We start from the raw sequence: 17,145 nt of genomic DNA on the forward strand, positions 1-17,145 counted from the left end.
GTAAATGCTTATGGTAAAATTTATATTATTAAAATTTAAAAATACTTTAAAGGTGGTACCTGTATGAAAGTAGAATGGGTTCGAATAAAAGATTTTCGATCAATTAGTGATACTGGGAAATTGTACATAGATCCAATACTTACTGTTTTAGCTGGTAAAAATGAAAGTGGGAAGAGTAATATATTAAGGGCTTTAGAGGTGTTTTCAACAACAAATTTTTCCGATGAGGATTATCCAGAAGGGAAAACTAAAGAAGAGAGTAATCCAGAAATAGAAGTATCTTTTAAGTTAGATCTTGAGGATATTAGAAAATTTTCAATGTGGGATTATGAGCATCATCCATATTTAGAAGAGAAGTTTTATAGCTTTACAATTAGTAAAGACTTAAAAGGAAATCGCCAACGTGTATATGGATCAATCCAAAGATATTTTATTAGTAAGAATTTCCTCGATTTAATTGAGGAAATCAGTAATAATTTAATAGTTTGGACCCATGATCCATTTGTGGATGAAAAAATTAAAGTGAATGCAGAGCCCTTATATAGAGAAGGTCTGGAGTTTTTGGCGCATTTTTTAAAACAAGAGGAGCCTATCTATTGGTTGATGAGTTACAAAGATAAGGTGAGAGATCTATATGACTATATTAATAAATTGATTAAATCAAATCCTAATAGTGCGATAAATAATAGTATTAAAAGTCTACATATGTCTTCCGAAAAGATAAAAAAATTCTTTGACTTGAGTGCAGATGCTTTTTTTCAATATGAATCTTTTAAAGAAAAGATCAAAATACCAAATTTCAAACTGCTTGAAGCATTTGAAAAACCTTTACCTGATTCTGTGAGCTTGATTGATGAAAGTGAAGAGGTTTGTGTATCCTATATCCAAAAAGCTTTAGGGGGGAATGAAGGGAGTTCATTTTCTACTATGTCTAATAGGGAAATTAAAAGAGTTTTGGACAGGGTTTCAGAAGAGCTCACTTCATTGTTTCAGAGTGTTTATACACAAAATCAAGTTAGAATAGAATTCGACATGGGTATTAATAATACTTTAGATGTGTATATATATGACGGTGAAAATTGTATTGATTTTATGCCAAGTCAACGTAGTAAAGGATTTCAATGGTTTTTATCCTTCTTTTTTGCTATTAATGCTACTCAAAAAGCAGGGGATATTATTCTGATTGATGAACCAGGTCCATATTTACATCCAAAGGCACAAAATGATGTTTTAAAAGCATTGGAAACTTTAGCAAAATCAAATCAAATTATTTTTACTACCCATAGTCCTTATTTGATAAATCCTGACACTTTAGAGCGAATTCGTTTGATAGACAAGGATGATGACAATGGTACCTTTATTGAGAATCAAGTACATGCATCTTCTGCTGCCACTCAAGAGGTATATACTCCGATCATAACTGCAATTGGTTTAGATTTATCAAAAAGTTTCGGGACGTTTGGAGAACATAATATCATAGTCGAAGGTATTTCTGATTACTATTATCTAGAGAGTATGAAAGAACATATTAACTATAATGAGGAATCGGGAATCATGAGGTTTACTCCGAGTATAGGAGCTCCACAAATTGATAAATTTGCTTGTTTATTTAGGGGATGGGGAGTGAATTTTAAAGTTTTATTGGATAATGATAATGCAGGGAAAGCGGCAAAGAAAAAGCTGAAGAATGGATTGCTGTTGTCCGAAGAACAATTGGTGTTCGTGAGCGAGGAACCAGGGTTTGCTATTGAAGATTTGTTTTCAAGAGAAGATTTTTTAGCATATGTTGTACCTAACTTGGAAATATCTGAGGAAAATAAGGATTTGAAAAACTCTAGTTTATTAAGCGGGAGGAAGGCACTAATTGCAAAAGTGTTCAAAGAAAGATTACAGAAAGAAGATATAATGTTTACTCCACAAACCATTGATAATTTCACTAGCTTATTCCGCAAATTATATGGTGTAAATGATGTGAGAGCCGAGGAAATGGAGAGTATACAATAAAATTTATCCAGGTTTAAAAAAGAAAAGTTTTAATAAATTAAAAGTGTTGTCCGCATAGTCCATCGTCATATAGTGGGATGAGGTGGTATTAAATGCCTAAAAAGACATCTCCACTAAAACTTGGAAGTGAGACGTATGGGGGACGGGATATAGTAGAAGCGTTTCTAAAAGCGTTAGAAGTATATTTTCATAGTAAAAAAGAAGAAAAACCTCCTTGTTAAATGGAGGTTTTTTCTTTTAGGTTATTAAGAAAAGGGAGTTACTGTTTGAGAAAGGATAATTTAAGATTTAATTGAGATGAGAATGGTTTATTATGGTGTTTATTTTATAGGCCCATACAAATTGCTCACCAATATAAAAATCCCAATCTTGCCATTCAAAAGGCGATGGAGAGGTTTCTTGATAATATAGGTGGTAAAAGAGGCTTAACCATCTAAAAGACCAGTGATCGATTTTGAAAGAGTCATATAAATCGCGCGGGATTGGAAAAGCATGATTATTTTTAATGAACCCTTTTGCTTCCGAGAAGTATAAATCGAATTGCGTATCTTTTGAGATAGTATTTAAATCTTCTCTGTAATAAATGAATCCATTTTGTTTTTGATCTTCTAAAAATCTAATAATGACGTCAGAGCTTGTTACTCCTAGTTTTTGAACACATTCTGTAAGTGAAAGAGAATCCATTGTTTTTCCTCCTATACATATGAAAAAGGGAACCTATATAAATATAGTTTCCCTTTTTCAATAATTTATTCATAATAATAAAAAATGTTCATAAAAATGAATAATGAATAGACAAACTGTTCAAAATATGAATAGAGTAGCCTTAGGAAGAAGGATATATTTCTAAACCTTTCTCGACATGGGCAATAAAGAAATTTGCTAATTCTGGAGCTGTGTCGTGAACTTGTTGTAACACTGGGCATAATCGTTGTAAACGAAAATGAAGTTCATGGTGTTGTGAATCTGTTTCTTGGGTGAGAGCAGGAAACAGATTCAATTCTTCTTGCAATTTCTGCAGTAGATCCAATGTGATGGTATTGGTTTTTGCTGTTTCTAAATTACTAAGATAACCTGGTGAAACATTTAGCTTTGCGGCGAATTCATTCAATGTAATATGTTTGTGTTTGCGTAATGTACGAATTGTTTGCCCAAGATGTTGTAACAAAGAAATACCTCCTTATGTTTGATGAAACGAATGTTCCTTTAGTAACATTGTATGGTGTAGGGGAAAAAACAGACTATGAATAAAATTTATTAAAATGAACAGAAGAAATTGTGAGAGGTTTCAATATATGAATTATGTTAATAAGACTTTGTTCTCAAGAGAACAAAGTCTTATTTTCTATTTTTCTTATTACGTTTGTATAGTTATATCTTTCTTATTACATTCATAAAGTAACTAGAGAAATGAGGTGTAACATGAAAAATTGGCTTAATGTTGAAGAAGCGATGGCGTTTTTGGAGGAGCATTATATTCATGTCAGTTATAAAACATTTACGAGTTGGTTGCGTAATGGAGAAATTCCAGCAATAGCATCTGATAATCGTAAGGAGGGATGGGCGATTAGAAAAGAAGATATATTTGCATTTGCGGATAAAAAGAGACCAGGTTTGAGGGGGATATTGGAGGGATACCATGGCTTATTGGAAGACATGGAAAAAGTGAAGCAGCAAGTAAAGGCATTAATGGAAAATGAATGTGATATAGACTCGATAGATAAGGCGGAGGTACTTCATTCTTCATCAGCAGAAGTTGGGATTCATAACGAGGAAATTGAATTTTTATATGACTTTATACAGCTGCTATCAGATGAATTGCAGGAGGTAAAAAAACAAAACGAATGGATGAATCAAGCGTATGAGCAATTGGTGGGAGACTATAATTTTTTATATGAAGAATTGAAAATGTATCATGAAAATGATAAGGAATTAGTAGTAGCTAAAGATGAGGAGGTTATTGGAAAAGAGGAAGTCGCTAAGATAGACGAAGCAACATTTTTTGAATTAGTACAGGTTCAATGGGAAAAGAAGTTCCCTAATGAAATATTTTGCTTAGGACAAGAAGAGATAAAAGAACTATACACAATATTTCATAAGAACCTATACCAGAATGATGGTGATGAAGAATTAGCAATTACAAAACAAGGAGATGTTTATATTTGTCCAGTTAGTCAAAAGAAATATAAACATATTAATCGAATTTATAATCCTGTGATTCGTAGGGTATTAGATCATACACAAGGGAAAATTTTAAAAAAGAAACATATGATTTTGGCAGAAAATGTGTTGTAGGAAGATAGGGGATTTAGTGAGATATAGAGCGAGTGAAATGAAATAACGAAGGTACACTACCCTTTGAAAAAGTAGTGTACCTTCGTTATTTTATTGAATTAATTGAAGATCATTGATAAGAAAATCTTGTTTTTCGTAAGAATGGGGTGTATATAAAACATCCATCCGATTATATCGATTCCAGTTTTGAAATAAGTGACCATGCGAATAAGCATAGGCTCGCTTTTTTGAAAAAAAGAATTCAACATGTTCTTTATTTTTCCCAAAGCAGGAGTGTCCACATGCAAATATGTTTTTGCTTCGAAAAGAAGGTTTTGGATGCCCATTTCCATATGGTTCCAGTGCCATCAAATCATCAAATAAATGATTTGGAAAGTTATAGATTGGGAATTCGCTTATAAAATATGAAGTTGGCTGGGACGTATTTTGTTGTTGTGCTGCTCCTTGTATGCACTCTCTAAACTTTTGGATGTGTGACTCTTCTGGAGCAATAGATAATCCAGCCGCAGCAGCATGCCCTCCGAATTTTTTCAATAGTTCACTGCAAGATTGAATAGCTTGTATAATTGAAAACTTACTTCCATTTCCACTTCTTGCAGAGCCTACTCCATCTTGGGTAAGTACAATTGTGGGCCTTTTATAATGGCTAGAAATTTTAGAAGCTAGTATGCCAATAATACCTTTGTGAAAATCTCCTTGTACAACGAGTAATGAATCTTTTTCTAATGATTGCTGTTCAATGATGTCGGATGCTAATTTGAACTGCTCGGTGGTTAATAGCTTGCGCTTGTTATTTAAATTTATAAGAAGTTGAACATCTTCTGCTGTTGGTGCTGATTTTTGGAGGATAGCTGCGCCGATGTTAGGGTCAGATATCCGCCCGCAGGAGTTCAGCATGGGTCCAATGAGAAATCCAATAGTAGTGCTATCAATATATTTGAGTTGTAATTGCTCACGAAATAATTGTAAAAGTTTATTTGGGCAGTTTCGCATTTTATAGAGACCAAACCAACAAATGGCTCTATTTTCTCCAGTCAGTGGCATGACGTCGGCAATCGTTCCTATTGTTGCATACTCAATATAATTCCATGTTTCTTTTACCCAGTCTTGTTTTAATGTTAGAAAAAGAGCTTGTATTAATTTTAAAGCAACACCAGCTCCGCATAAGTGCGGGTACGGATATGTATTGTCCTTTCTTTTAGGATTTATAAATGCGAAACAAGCTGGAAGTTCTCCTAATACTTCATGGTGATCTGTCACAATCACATCGATTCCTTTTTCTTTTGCGAGCTTTATTGCTGGATGTGCACTGGAGCCGTTGTCAACGGTAATTAATAGGCTTATATTTTCAGGAAGAGAATTCACAGCAAGTGGTGATAATCCATACCCTTCTTCTCGTAAAGGTAGCCTTGTCATTACATGGGCACCGAGCTTTTCTAGTGCTTGTTTTAAAATCGTTGAAGAAGTAATTCCGTCGCAATCGTAGTCGCCAAAAATATAAATGCTTTCTTTTTGCTGAATAGCCTTTAAAATACGATCGACTGCTCGCTTTATATCATTGAGTAGAAAAGGATTGTGGAATTGTGAAGGATCAGGATATAAGAACGACCATAATTGTTCTTCGGTTTGAATACCATGAACAAACAAATGATAACCGAGTAAAGGATGGATGTTTACATGTTTTGCTAGGTACAGCATTTTCGCGCAGTGCGGATGATTTTCAAATGGAATATCAAGTTGTTTCCAATACATAAAAAGAACCTCCTTGGATAGGCACAAAAAAGAGAACCTGTTTAATTGACAGGTTCTCTTTTTCTATTTGACTTTATTCATTTAAATGAAATTAGTTTATTTAAATGAATAAAATGAAGATCGTTTGACAATATTAACCATTGTAGGGTTTGTTCTTTCTGTATAGCTCTAACCCTTCTTCAACATGAGAAATGAAATAATCTGCTAGCCTTGGATCAGTATCATGCAGTGACTTTAACAATTGGCACATACGATCTAAGCGGAAATGTAATTCGTGATAGGGAGAAGTGGTTTGATTAAGTGAAGGGAATAAATTAAATTCTTCATTGAGTCTTACAAGCAATTGAAGTGAGATAGTATCTGTTTTTCCTGTTTCTAAATTGCTAAGGTAGCCTGCGGAAATATCAAGTTTATCCGCAAAATCGTTTAGAGTAATATTTTTTTGTTTTCGTAAGTTTCGAATGGTTTGCCCTAATTGTGTAATCAATGTAATTCCCCCATTTTATTTATTTCGGTAAGGAGATGAACCAAGTGGCTAAACAAAAACAAATTCAACTTCGTGCTATATCGTATATTCATGATCCTGATGCAGCAGGGAAATGGTTTCAATTATATGCAGAAATGTGTGTAGAAATAATGAAACAAAATGATTCTAAAAATCAGGTGGACACGCATACATTATAAGCACCAAAAGGTGGAAGGACTGGTTACTTTGAAAAAAACGGTTTCGTACTATCGTAGTTCTTCTAAAAAGCAGGAACATTCTGTTACAATGCAACGATATTTTGCGAGAGCATATTGTAAAGAACGTTACTTTAAATTGGATTATGAGTTTGAAGATCCATATGTATCGGCTCGGACGAAAAAGATGTACCAGCGACCAGGCTTATGTAAGTTATTAGAAGCGATTCGTAACGATGAAATTGAAACTTTAATTTTGTATAAACGAGATCGTTTAGCTAGGAATGTAATTGAGTACATGGAAATTTATGAAATCTTGCAGGAAAAGGAAATTAAGGTTCACTTTACAACAGTTGGAGAACCCGCAATGGAATATACACCCATGAATCGATATCTTGAGTTGATTATGGCGGGATTTGCTCAGCATGAAGGTGAACAAATCAACAAACGTTTTGATGCTATGCGCCAGAGTAAGTTCGATGCAGGGAAAGCGGTGAGTAGCCTCCCGTATGGTTTCCAAAATAATAAAAAAACAAAAGAGATAGAAATGATAGAAAATGAAGTGAATATTATCAAGTTTATCTTTAATGAATTTTTAGATGATGCGTGTACATCTTTGCAACAAATCAAACACAAGTTGGATGCAGAAGGTTTTAAGAAACGAAAAGGAACCTTTTGGGAAACGCAAGATATTAGACGTACATTAGAAAATCCATTTTATATGGGTACATATTGTGTTCGATTAAAAGGTGTAGAGCAAGAACAACAGTTAAATGAAATTATGATCATCGAACCGCAAGAATGGGATGCTGTACAAGAAAAGTTGGATCAAGTTTTAAATAAACGTGGTCCTAGAAAAAAAGAAGATGATCCATCTAAGGAAGATATTCTGTACCGTATGGAAGGACTCCTGCAATGTTCATATTGTAAGAAACCATTAGAAGGAGTTCTTAAAAAGAGAAAAGGTATTTGGTTAATTGGGTATCAGTGTAATGAACACGCGTTGTACATTGATAAGGATTATATAGAAGAGCAAACATTTGATAAGATGAAACAGTTTTTTCTTACCTTGCAAGAAAAAGAGATGGATCGTTTATTTGAACGATATTACAAGGAGAATGTTCAAAAGGCGAAACAAAAATCACAAGAATATACACAGCGTTTAAATAGAATGAACAAGAATATACACACAAAAGTGCAAAATTGGTTGAAGGAAAAGAAAAATATACTATTGCAGAATCAAATGCTTGATTCACATAGAAATGTACAAGAGTACAAGCGAATGAAGGAGGAATTGGAAACGAAGTTACATGTATTAAAAAAGATTCCTGATCAATTAAAAGATTTAAAAGATGACATTCATAAAGAAGTAGTGTTAGATTCATTACCAGATTATAAGAGTATTGAATTATTTCGAGATTTAATTTTTACGGTAATGATAGACAAACATGGTTATGAAATTGTTTTTAAACATCCATTTTTAAGCTATCAAGAGGTGTATACATGTGAAAACAATTTATGATGTATTAGGTAAAGGGAAAAAAGGAGCTTTTTATGCAAGGGTTTCATCGGATAAGCAGACTATTGATATGCAACGTCATAATGTATATAAGTTTGTTGAAAATTACGAATGTGAAATTGTTAAGGAATATATAGACCCTGGTAAATCGGCATTTAAGAAGAAGATAACGCAACGCCCACAAATGATGAAGCTTATAGAAGGCGTTGAACAGGGGAAGTACGATTTTGTTATTGTATATGCGGACGATCGTCTTGCACGTTCAGAATTGGAACACATGCAAATACGATTGATTATGAAGCAAACGAATACGGATGTTATATTAACAAGCACATCGGAAATATATACGGAGCGGGACTCAATTACACAGTTAATTCGAGATGGTGCAACACGGTATGAAGTAGAACGAATTAGTCACCGTACAAAAGATGCATATAAACAAAGAACTGCGTATGGAAAGAGGATGGGAGGGCCTGTTCCATACGGGTATAAAGAAGATGAAAAAACAAAAGAACTTTCAATTGTAGAGGATGAAAAGGAGATTGTATTAAAAATTTATGAGATGTATCACAAAGGAGATGGCTTTTCTGCTATTGCAAATATGTTAAATGAACAAAAAGAACAGACACACTGTCACCATTGGAAGAAAGAAGCAGTGAAACGTATTTTGACAAATCCATATTATGCAGGATATGTTACCAATAAGCGTATCAAACATGGAGCTGGAAATAGTATTGAAGATTTTTCGAAGTGGGAAATGGAACGGTGTGAAGAAATCCCACCAATCATGTCTAAGGCAGAATGGTTAAGAACGATTCGTTTGTTTGAACAAAAGCGTAATGGAGAAATTCCTCCTAAAAAATTAAAAACAGAATATATTCTTCGGGATTTAATCCATTGTAAAAGTTGTGATTTGCCTCTTATGCCAAAAAATCAAGAGACAAAAGGGAAGAATGGAAAGAAGTATGGGCACAAGAAATATATCTGCCCAAATAAATCCTGTAAAATGTCGCATGTAATAGGTGAATTGCACGATTCAATTTTCAATAGCATTGTTGCAGAAATCAAAGATAAAGTGATTTCTAAATCACACACAGAACTGATTGTTGAAATAGAAAAAAGTGTAGAGGGTCAGATGAGAAACACTCAAAAAGAAACCAAGCGTCTAACAAAACAAATAGAAAACTGTCTGGCTTTGGTTAAAGAATCAGAGCGCGAAATAGATGCTTTATATAATCATAAGAAAAGGCTATCCGAAGATAATCCTGACATTGATCCTTTGTTGGATGTAATGCTGGATTATCGTATTCACTTGTTACACGAGATCAAGGAGTCGGAAGAAATCATTAAGCAAAAGCAATTGGAAATAGAGCATATACAAGAGGTGAGCTTTAATCGGAAGGTTTTACAACAAAATGTATTAAAAGAGCTTGCATTAGAATTTTCTAGTTTAAAATCAGATACAAAGAGAATTCGTCAATTTTTGGTACATATAGTTGATAAAATTATGATTGATAAAGATATGAGTACAGAATATACACTAAAAATTAGTTTAGAGTAGGAATGAAATACCTTATTTTGAAATATTAATGAAAACCGTTTGGCAAAGCTCTATCAATAAATAGATAAAGGTAAGAAGACAGCTCTCTTTAACATGAGAGAGTTGTCTTCTTTTTTACATTTCCAGTAAAAGCATAACCTTGGTTGGGGTTAGATAAGTAATCATTGTTTCTTCAAATGAGAGAGTGCTTCTTGAAGGGATAAATGGATAAAAGGTTTTAGATGTTCATCTAAGTCATTGTCGGAAAGATTATTTATTTCCTCAATTCCTCGCATCAATCCTAAGTTTGCTTCGTTAATCAAATCTATAAAAGATAAACCTGACCCTAAATATTCTAAAGTAATAGAAATAACTAATTCTTGCTTTGCTTGACCTAATTTGAATTTGGCTTTTGAGTATCCACTTTTTGATAATACTATTAATAATTTTTCATGATGCATTAAATGCTTATATTTTTCGACTTCCTTCAAATAAAATTCTTCTGTATCAAACATAGAGTGTTGCCACCTCCCTATTTCATTTGTTCTAATAAGTATGTAAAAATCCTTTTTGTTTTAATTATTCGAAATATTTGTTATTGTTGATGTGATGAAACAAAGTAGGAGGAATGTTTTTTATGACTGCGTTAGTAGGATATTGCTTAAAAGACGGAGCTTTTTTAGTAGCTGATACTCAACGGATTTTAAAACAACCTGGGACAGAAACATATTGGGCGTGTGTTGAAGTGAGTAAGATTTTTAAGCTTAATGAATCAATGGGGTTCGCCAGTTGTGGGACACCAAGTGATGAAGCAAGGTTAAAGCTTCAAACTCAAGTTGGTCCGAATACAAAAAAAGAAGAAGTAACGAAACTTGCCGTCCAGATATATAGTGAGCTATTATCAAACATCAAACAAATTGACTTGAATTTGATTATTTTTGGTCATGAAAGTGGTATTGGTTTTATGCGGCAACTAAAGTGGGATGATACATTAGGAACTTTTGAAATCAAAGATTACAGTGCTAATGAGATTGTTACAGATGGATTCGAGGAGGATAGGTTTTATCAGATTGCAAAAGCGCGCCTTAAGGATTCTATAAGTCCTTTGAATAATATCGAATTGGATTTGTGGGCTCAATTTGTAATGAGGGATATTGTAGACTGGACAAGCAATTATTCATCAGATTATGGAGTAAATCCAGTTGGTTTTCCAATTGATTTAATGATGTTTAAATCAAATTGTTCGCCCACATATCAAAGAAAGCACTATCCAGCTGAGGATTTAGAAAGACGTGTACAATCCAGGTATGCAACTGATAGATATTCTGTCCAGTGAAGAGAAAAGTTTTAGAATTTTGTCAGTTTCAAAGAATTTTGTTATCGGTAGAAAGGTGAAGTGCATAGTTTAAGGGAAACTTTGTCTCGGTAAAGGAGTAGGAATGGTATACCATTCCTACTCCTTTACCGAGTGTTTTTTCGGAAAAAGTGGGACGAGACCCTATGGTACATAAGGTTTGTACTTTCGTTGTTAAATAATGAATATTCAGATTTTATAAGTCTCGGTGAAAGGGTGAATGTGCTTTTTGTCATTCGGTGCAAAGGTGAAGTGTAAATTGACACATTTTCAAAGATTAGTAGGACATTCTGCATAAAATGAGCGGGATAGTAAAAAACAGATAGTATCTTGAAGTTTATGTTTTTTTATATAAGTAATATAACGTTTGTTACTTAACTTTTGTAATATCAAATCCGTAATATAACTTGAGTAAAATTATAAAGGCATATTTGTATGAGAGAGAGGTTGGACAAAATATGGATTGTATGTTAGCGATAGAATTTCAACGAAAAGAAGAAGAACTGTAATTATGCAGTTCTTCTTTTTATTTAGTGACAGATATTTCTATCATTGCTATTTTTCTTTTCGAACACCTTTGAAAGGTGTTTGGCTACTGGTTTTTTGATCAAGGAATCTTCCTGTTGTGCTGTCTCGTTTAATCCAATTTCCATTAGGACCTTGTAATTGACTACGTCCTTTTACAGCTCCAATTCTCCCTTTACCTGGTTCTCCGTTTTTCGCCATGTAAATCCTCCTTCTTTTTTTGAACTTGTCGTATGTCTCTAGTTGTATATGGTTATTTTATATGAAAATATATCGTTTTTGTATTTTTTAGTCTTGAAAAATAATTATTGAAATAAGGAAGTTGCATAGAGAACAAAAGTATATAAAAGCGGAACAAGCTTATCATTTGGTGTCAAAGCAAAGAGAGAGGGGCAATTCATATTATTGTGGACTTTGTTTGGATTAATTAGAAATAGGAAAAGGAAAAGGAAAAGGTATCCAATATATCTTCCATTATTTTCTTGAGTGCATTAAACTAGAATAAAATAGGTGGATCGGATGTAGGAGGAAATTATGAATTGGGATAATATTTTTAAACTGTTAGAAGCTTATACTCAACTTAAACATTACCAAATATTATTTGATAAATATGGACTGGCTAAGAAAGGAAATAGGAGGGGGATGTTAGAACGTTTAAATGAGGTATTAGTTGATACTGGTTTATTAGAGCCTGCTATTGATTTAGAAGAGTTTGCGGAATGGTTATCGTTACATCAAATAGACGGTAATAACCATACATATGTTTATAATGTAGAAAACAAACCATCGTTAGAATTTCTTCAGGAACTTCATCAAGAAAAAGAAAATTATATAGATATGAAATTATGGGAGATAGATCCTGATAATAAATCTGAAGACTTATATCATGTGATGGAAAATTTAGATGATATTAAGTTGATTGAAATTAGTAGGGATGAAGATCGAGGGGAATATATATTTTCATTTATAAGTCCTTGTATTATATCGGGGACCAAGATAAATGGAGATAGTAGATTGTACAAAAAAATATTCTTTTGTCATTGTGTAATATTTGATAATAGTGATGATATGAAAATTATTTTTAATCCAACAACAAATACATTGAATGTTAATGGTGTGAAAAAAGGAAAAAAAGGAGATTGGTCTCCTATCGCTAATATGTTCTTTAATAAGGTAAGGACATATATAGGTGATTGTAGGGTTAATCCACCGAATTGGACACCTGAAGCTTTATTTAGGTTAGCTGAAGATGCAACCAATCATAATAATCCTGAGATTAATAGGCGCTCGCTTAATGCCCAAGCAACAATTGAGGTTTTCACATCTCACTTGTTGAAAATTGCTGGAGTTGATATAAAGACGGAAGAAGCATTAAAAAATCGATTCATTCAAGATGTACAATTGTCTTTTGAATCCCAATTAATAGAAAAATATGGTTATAATGAAGAGGAAGAATCCTTTTCATTGTTTCGTCAGCGTTCGGATGGTATAACTCATACAGTTAATGTTGAATCAAGAGAAGAAGGATTTAGAGCTGGATCGGCAGCACAAGCTGCTAAAAGATCGCGTCAAGATGGTGATGTAGATTTATTAGGCGTGATTTTAAATACAGAAAATTGTAATTATAAATTCTTTGTAGAATATGCTAGTAATGCTTATGTTATCAGAGGGACAAATACCTTTGTCGAAGAGGAGGTGGTCAACATTGTCATACGAAAAATTAACGAATATCGTAGGCAAATACAAATTGCCAGACAGTAAAGTAGTGATACTTGATGAAACAATTAAATGTCTGCGTAAAAGTGATGTGTTGACGAAGTCTTTGCTTTCTCGGAAGTTAATAATTGATGTGAATATAGCAGAGGAAATTCTTATTGAATTAGTGAATAAGAAAATGCTTGAGCTACTTATATATGTAGAGTGTGAAGGTGAAGAATACCAACATGGGAAATGGTTTTATTCTTTAGAGGAATATTATAATTCGTCAGCTGATGAATTATGTCAAGAATGTGACGCATTGTTCGATTTTCAACATGCAAAAGTTGGTTTTAGGAGAGGGAATTTGTAAATGCAACCAATAAAGTCATATAGTGATTTAGAAGATGTGTTAGGTAGATTAAACGATGATTTTTTGTGGAAACCACTTATTGAAGACGATGGATCTTTGTTAATATTTAATAATTACATACAGCAAATAGAAGAATCACAAAGTTGGGGAAAAGAATTAAATCAGAAAAAGGGTGCTTTATTAGAGGATTTTTCAAAATTTTTGTTTGAACGTTTTCAAGATACAGTTGTAAAAATGAATGTGAAAAAGACGGATAATGAATCTGATTTGGAAATAGACCTATGTAGGAAAGCTCAGCCACCATTTATAAAAGAATACATTGGGCCGAAGATTATTTGTGAATGCAAAAATAAGAAAACAACTTCAGTTGATGTTGGAATGGTAACTAAATTAGCAGAATTAATTCCAGATAGGGGAGCGAGATTTGGGATTTTTATTTCCATTAAAGGTATTGGCGGTTATGGATGGAGATATGGTGAAGGAAAGAGAAAGAAAATATTCTGCAAGACGGATATTCCTATTATCTCTTTTACTGTTAATGAATTGAAAAAGTTAGGAGAAGGGCAAAACTTATATACTATGATTCAACAAAAAGTAAATGCTCTTATTGACGAAATAGATGATGATTCTCCAGATATTCCCCCAGATAAGCATACAGAGTATGCAAAAAGAATGAATGAAATAATAGTGCATTTAAAGAAGTGTGAATTGCTTACAGATGAAGAATATCAATCTTTAAGCGACAAAGTAGGAGAGCGTTATGGTTTGGTTGAAGTAGGATAATAAGAATGACTAGTAGCTTAATCTTAATTGGATTGTTGAGACGATGTTCATTTTTGCAAAAATGTTTCATTTAAATGAATATTATATATTGTAATATCACATAATACGAGACGAGCTTCTATATTTAAGAAGCTCGTTTTTGTTTTGTAATCGCATTGAGAATGAAGAGGGGGATTAGATTACTTCGTCAGGAAAGCGATTTTATGAGTAAACTTTCAAGTTAAAACATATGTATTTAAATAAACGCTTTAATTGTGCGCGAAGCAGGTGATTACTTGGGGGCTTATAGTGTATATGTCCGTATATCAACCGACCGAGATGAACAAGTTTCTTCTGTTGAAAATCAAATTGATATTTGTCGGAATTGGTTGGAACGAAATGGTTTTGAATGGGACGAACAATGTGTTTATAAAGATGAAGGGATTAGTGGAACGTTATTCACTGATCGTCCTGCAATTCAATTACTTCTACAAAAAGCAAGGTTAAAAGAAATTAACATGGTGATATTTAAATCCATTTCGCGCCTAGCAAGGGATTTAAAGGACTCATTAGAGATTCGCGAAGTTCTACTTGCTCATAATGTGAGAATTATTTCTGTTGAAGAAGGTTATGATTCGGTAAAAGCTGGAAAAAACGACATGGCGTTTGAGCTATGGTCTTTATTTTCAGCTCAATACAGCAGGACTCTTTCTTCTAGTATTACCGCAGCTTTGGCAGTAAAAGTACGTCGTGGAGAGCATATTGGAAAAGTTCCATATGGCTACAATCGCGAAAATCAAAAGTTGGTGATAAAGAAGGAAGAAGCTGATAATGTCAAAAAAATGTATAAGTGGTATATAGACGGTTGGGGATATAAAAAAATTACTAATGAGTTAAATCGATTAGGTGTAAAGTCAAAAACTAAAAAACACTGGCAGATGACTTCTGTCCAGCGAATTCTTCGAAATCCGATCTATAAAGGGACTTTTATCTTAAATCAATATACTTCTGTGAAAGTTGGTGGTAAGAAAAAACAAATCCGAAATCCGAAAGAAAAATGGTTTGTTTTTCCTAATCATCATCCAGCAATTATAGATGAAGAGGTATGGAATCAAATAAATCAAAAAGATACTAATGCAAATAAAACAAAGATTACAGCTTGGAATGAATTTCGAAATATAGCAAAATGCGCAGTTTGTGGTTCAAACATGGTGATTGTACAGTCCTACTTGAAAAAGAAAAACGGAGAACGGACAGAGTGGAAATATTTAAAGTGTTCTCAGTACAGAAGAGCTGGGAAGCATGGTTGTGTAAATCATGTACCCATTCAATATCATGATTTTCGTCAGTTCATTATTGATTTATTAGTAAAAAAAGGGGAGTCTGTTACTTTAAAACTCCAAAGTAATGTCGAAGAGGGGCAAGAGAAAAAAATAAAAGAGTTACAAAAGCTTATGAATGTGAATGAACAAAAGAAAAAAGCACTACTAGATCTGTATTTGGAAGAACTCATTAATAAAGAAGAATTTGAAAAAAAACGGAACGATCTTGAAGCAGAAATAACGAAAGCGAATCACGAATTGCTTATCTTACAAAATAGTGATGCTGTGCAAATGGATATTAAAACAATAAAACAAGCTTTTGAACAGTTGCAACAACAAGAACAAGATTTGATCCATGTATTTCAGACGTTGATTCAAAAAATTAGTATTCAGCAAGATGGAACGGTGGATATTACATATACTTTTGAAAGTCCATTATAAGAAGGGGGTGTACAGATTCCTTCTTATTTTTATTATGGATAGTACAAGCAGTTATATGTTTTTTTCTTTGCTGTATTTGTCAATTGAAAATCTAAGCGTTTTGTCATTACAAATCCAGCCACTTCTTCTGAGTAGATGAATGAAAATGGTGGTTTCTTTAATGGTGATTTTTTGAATCAGTTATTTTTATGATTTACTATTTTACTAACTCTTGTTCTTCCACTATTTCTTTGTTTCGTTCATACGGTAAGAAAATAATATCATATTAACGATACATACTTGATTTTTGATTTATTCTTAATAATAAATGAGTAAATAATAACTCGGTTTCTTCTTTATCAAAAGACATGTATCTCATCAGTTATAACTAAATTATATTTTTAAAATTGATTTTGAAAAGCATGATGTGTTCTTTAAAATCTATATTTTCTAATTTGATTAATTAACAGCGGTATAGTTGTCAAGCATACTTTGTAACCTTTCATGCATGCTTTGATGCCTAAGCGGTAGGTCTTTCCTGTTCCTGCATTGCCAGCTAAAATTATGTTTCGACCTGTCATGAGTAATTATTATTGACAAAAGTATTTTTTAAAATTGCAGTAATGTTTATCTTGCATAAATATAACACTTGTTTATTGTTAACTATTAAAGGATACAATAATTATAAAGAGAAATAAAAAACCCCTAGCATTGGGGGTTTTTGACTTTAGAATATAGAACTAGGAATAAACAGATTTTACAAATTATGTAGACATTCTATTTTTACATAAAGATTAGTTTTTGAAATTATACCGCTTTGAAACAATCAATTTTATTTTATTATAAGAACAATTTAATACACAAAAAATCTGTCTCTTATACACATCTCCGAGCCCACGAGAC

18 protein-coding genes are annotated in these 17,145 nt (G+C 32.8%); 11 read left to right on the forward strand and 7 right to left on the reverse strand.

Going from position 1 to position 17,145, the window contains the following annotated elements:
* Positions 1–63: 63 nt before the first annotated feature.
* Together JDS99_RS10035 and JDS99_RS32355 are read left to right on the forward strand one after the other, a co-directional pair.
* On the forward strand, positions 64–2,004 hold the full coding sequence (locus tag JDS99_RS10035; RefSeq protein WP_199695014.1) for an AAA family ATPase: 1,941 nt from the start codon (positions 64–66) through the stop codon (positions 2,002–2,004).
* 92 nt (positions 2,005–2,096) lie between these two features.
* Positions 2,097–2,225 (forward strand): hypothetical protein, encoded by a 129-nt coding sequence (locus JDS99_RS32355; RefSeq protein ID WP_255543202.1) that lies wholly within the window; start codon positions 2,097–2,099, stop codon positions 2,223–2,225.
* A gap of 67 nt (positions 2,226–2,292) precedes the next feature.
* Here JDS99_RS32355 and JDS99_RS10040 read toward each other — a convergent pair whose 3' ends face one another.
* The gene (locus JDS99_RS10040; protein WP_199695015.1) at positions 2,293–2,688 is read right to left on the reverse strand and encodes a hypothetical protein; all 396 of its coding nucleotides are present in this window, start codon (positions 2,686–2,688) and stop codon (positions 2,293–2,295) included.
* Positions 2,689–2,830: 142 nt separating this feature from the next.
* Positions 2,831–3,172 (reverse strand): helix-turn-helix domain-containing protein, encoded by a 342-nt coding sequence (locus JDS99_RS10045; protein WP_199695016.1) that lies wholly within the window; start codon positions 3,170–3,172, stop codon positions 2,831–2,833.
* A gap of 254 nt (positions 3,173–3,426) precedes the next feature.
* Between JDS99_RS10045 and JDS99_RS10050 the strand changes: the two genes are divergently transcribed.
* Complete coding sequence (locus JDS99_RS10050; RefSeq protein ID WP_199695017.1) at positions 3,427–4,299, forward strand: helix-turn-helix domain-containing protein; 873 nt, start codon at positions 3,427–3,429, stop codon at positions 4,297–4,299.
* A gap of 90 nt (positions 4,300–4,389) precedes the next feature.
* On the opposite strand, the gene recJ is transcribed toward JDS99_RS10050, so the two are convergent.
* On the reverse strand, positions 4,390–6,051 hold the full coding sequence (gene recJ / locus JDS99_RS10055; protein WP_199695018.1) for a single-stranded-DNA-specific exonuclease RecJ: 1,662 nt from the start codon (positions 6,049–6,051) through the stop codon (positions 4,390–4,392).
* Positions 6,052–6,184: 133 nt separating this feature from the next.
* Positions 6,185–6,538: a helix-turn-helix domain-containing protein gene (locus tag JDS99_RS10060; protein WP_088230745.1), complete on the reverse strand. Its 354-nt coding sequence runs from the start codon at positions 6,536–6,538 to the stop codon at positions 6,185–6,187.
* A gap of 44 nt (positions 6,539–6,582) precedes the next feature.
* Between JDS99_RS10060 and JDS99_RS10065 the strand changes: the two genes are divergently transcribed.
* The 3 genes from JDS99_RS10065 to JDS99_RS10075 are packed head-to-tail and all read left to right on the forward strand — an operon-like array spanning position 6,583 to position 9,812.
* Positions 6,583–6,735 carry a hypothetical protein gene (locus tag JDS99_RS10065; protein ID WP_001118762.1) on the forward strand — a complete coding sequence of 51 codons (153 nt, stop codon included), beginning with the start codon at positions 6,583–6,585 and terminating at the stop codon, positions 6,733–6,735.
* A gap of 28 nt (positions 6,736–6,763) precedes the next feature.
* On the forward strand, positions 6,764–8,254 hold the full coding sequence (locus JDS99_RS10070) for a recombinase family protein (RefSeq protein WP_242475720.1): 1,491 nt from the start codon (positions 6,764–6,766) through the stop codon (positions 8,252–8,254).
* Positions 8,238–9,812, forward strand: coding sequence for a recombinase family protein (locus tag JDS99_RS10075; RefSeq protein WP_199695020.1), 1,575 nt, complete (start codon positions 8,238–8,240; stop codon positions 9,810–9,812). The genes JDS99_RS10070 and JDS99_RS10075 overlap by 17 nt, the downstream gene beginning before the upstream one ends.
* 161 nt (positions 9,813–9,973) lie before the next feature.
* Here the strand turns inward: JDS99_RS10075 and JDS99_RS10080 are convergent, their stop codons facing one another.
* The gene (locus JDS99_RS10080; RefSeq protein ID WP_199695021.1) at positions 9,974–10,306 is read right to left on the reverse strand and encodes a sigma-70 family RNA polymerase sigma factor; all 333 of its coding nucleotides are present in this window, start codon (positions 10,304–10,306) and stop codon (positions 9,974–9,976) included.
* 122 nt (positions 10,307–10,428) lie between these two features.
* Between JDS99_RS10080 and JDS99_RS10085 the strand changes: the two genes are divergently transcribed.
* Positions 10,429–11,127: a hypothetical protein gene (locus JDS99_RS10085; protein WP_199695022.1), complete on the forward strand. Its 699-nt coding sequence runs from the start codon at positions 10,429–10,431 to the stop codon at positions 11,125–11,127.
* Between the two features lie 573 nt (positions 11,128–11,700).
* Here JDS99_RS10085 and JDS99_RS10090 read toward each other — a convergent pair.
* A complete protein-coding gene (locus JDS99_RS10090) occupies positions 11,701–11,871 on the reverse strand; it encodes a hypothetical protein (protein WP_199695023.1) in 171 nt (56 codons plus the stop codon).
* Positions 11,872–12,204: 333 nt separating this feature from the next.
* Between JDS99_RS10090 and JDS99_RS10095 the strand changes: the two genes are divergently transcribed.
* From JDS99_RS10095 to JDS99_RS10110, 4 genes are all read left to right on the forward strand, one after another.
* Positions 12,205–13,431 (forward strand): hypothetical protein, encoded by a 1,227-nt coding sequence (locus tag JDS99_RS10095; RefSeq protein WP_199695024.1) that lies wholly within the window; start codon positions 12,205–12,207, stop codon positions 13,429–13,431.
* Complete coding sequence (locus JDS99_RS10100; RefSeq protein WP_199695025.1) at positions 13,376–13,738, forward strand: hypothetical protein; 363 nt, start codon at positions 13,376–13,378, stop codon at positions 13,736–13,738. Before JDS99_RS10095 ends, JDS99_RS10100 begins: the two co-directional genes overlap by 56 nt.
* Positions 13,739–14,521: a restriction endonuclease gene (locus tag JDS99_RS10105; protein WP_199695026.1), complete on the forward strand. Its 783-nt coding sequence runs from the start codon at positions 13,739–13,741 to the stop codon at positions 14,519–14,521.
* A gap of 275 nt (positions 14,522–14,796) precedes the next feature.
* Positions 14,797–16,263, forward strand: a complete 1,467-nt coding sequence (locus JDS99_RS10110; RefSeq protein ID WP_199695027.1) for a recombinase family protein — start codon at positions 14,797–14,799, stop codon at positions 16,261–16,263.
* 413 nt (positions 16,264–16,676) lie between these two features.
* Here JDS99_RS10110 and JDS99_RS31955 read toward each other — a convergent pair whose 3' ends face one another.
* The gene (locus JDS99_RS31955) at positions 16,677–16,823 is read right to left on the reverse strand and encodes an ATP-binding protein (RefSeq protein WP_242475721.1); all 147 of its coding nucleotides are present in this window, start codon (positions 16,821–16,823) and stop codon (positions 16,677–16,679) included.
* Positions 16,824–17,145 lie beyond the last annotated feature (322 nt).

It is taken from the genome of Bacillus cereus group sp. N6 (genome assembly GCF_016483705.1).
Taxonomy (GTDB): domain Bacteria; phylum Bacillota; class Bacilli; order Bacillales; family Bacillaceae_G; genus Bacillus_A; species Bacillus_A wiedmannii.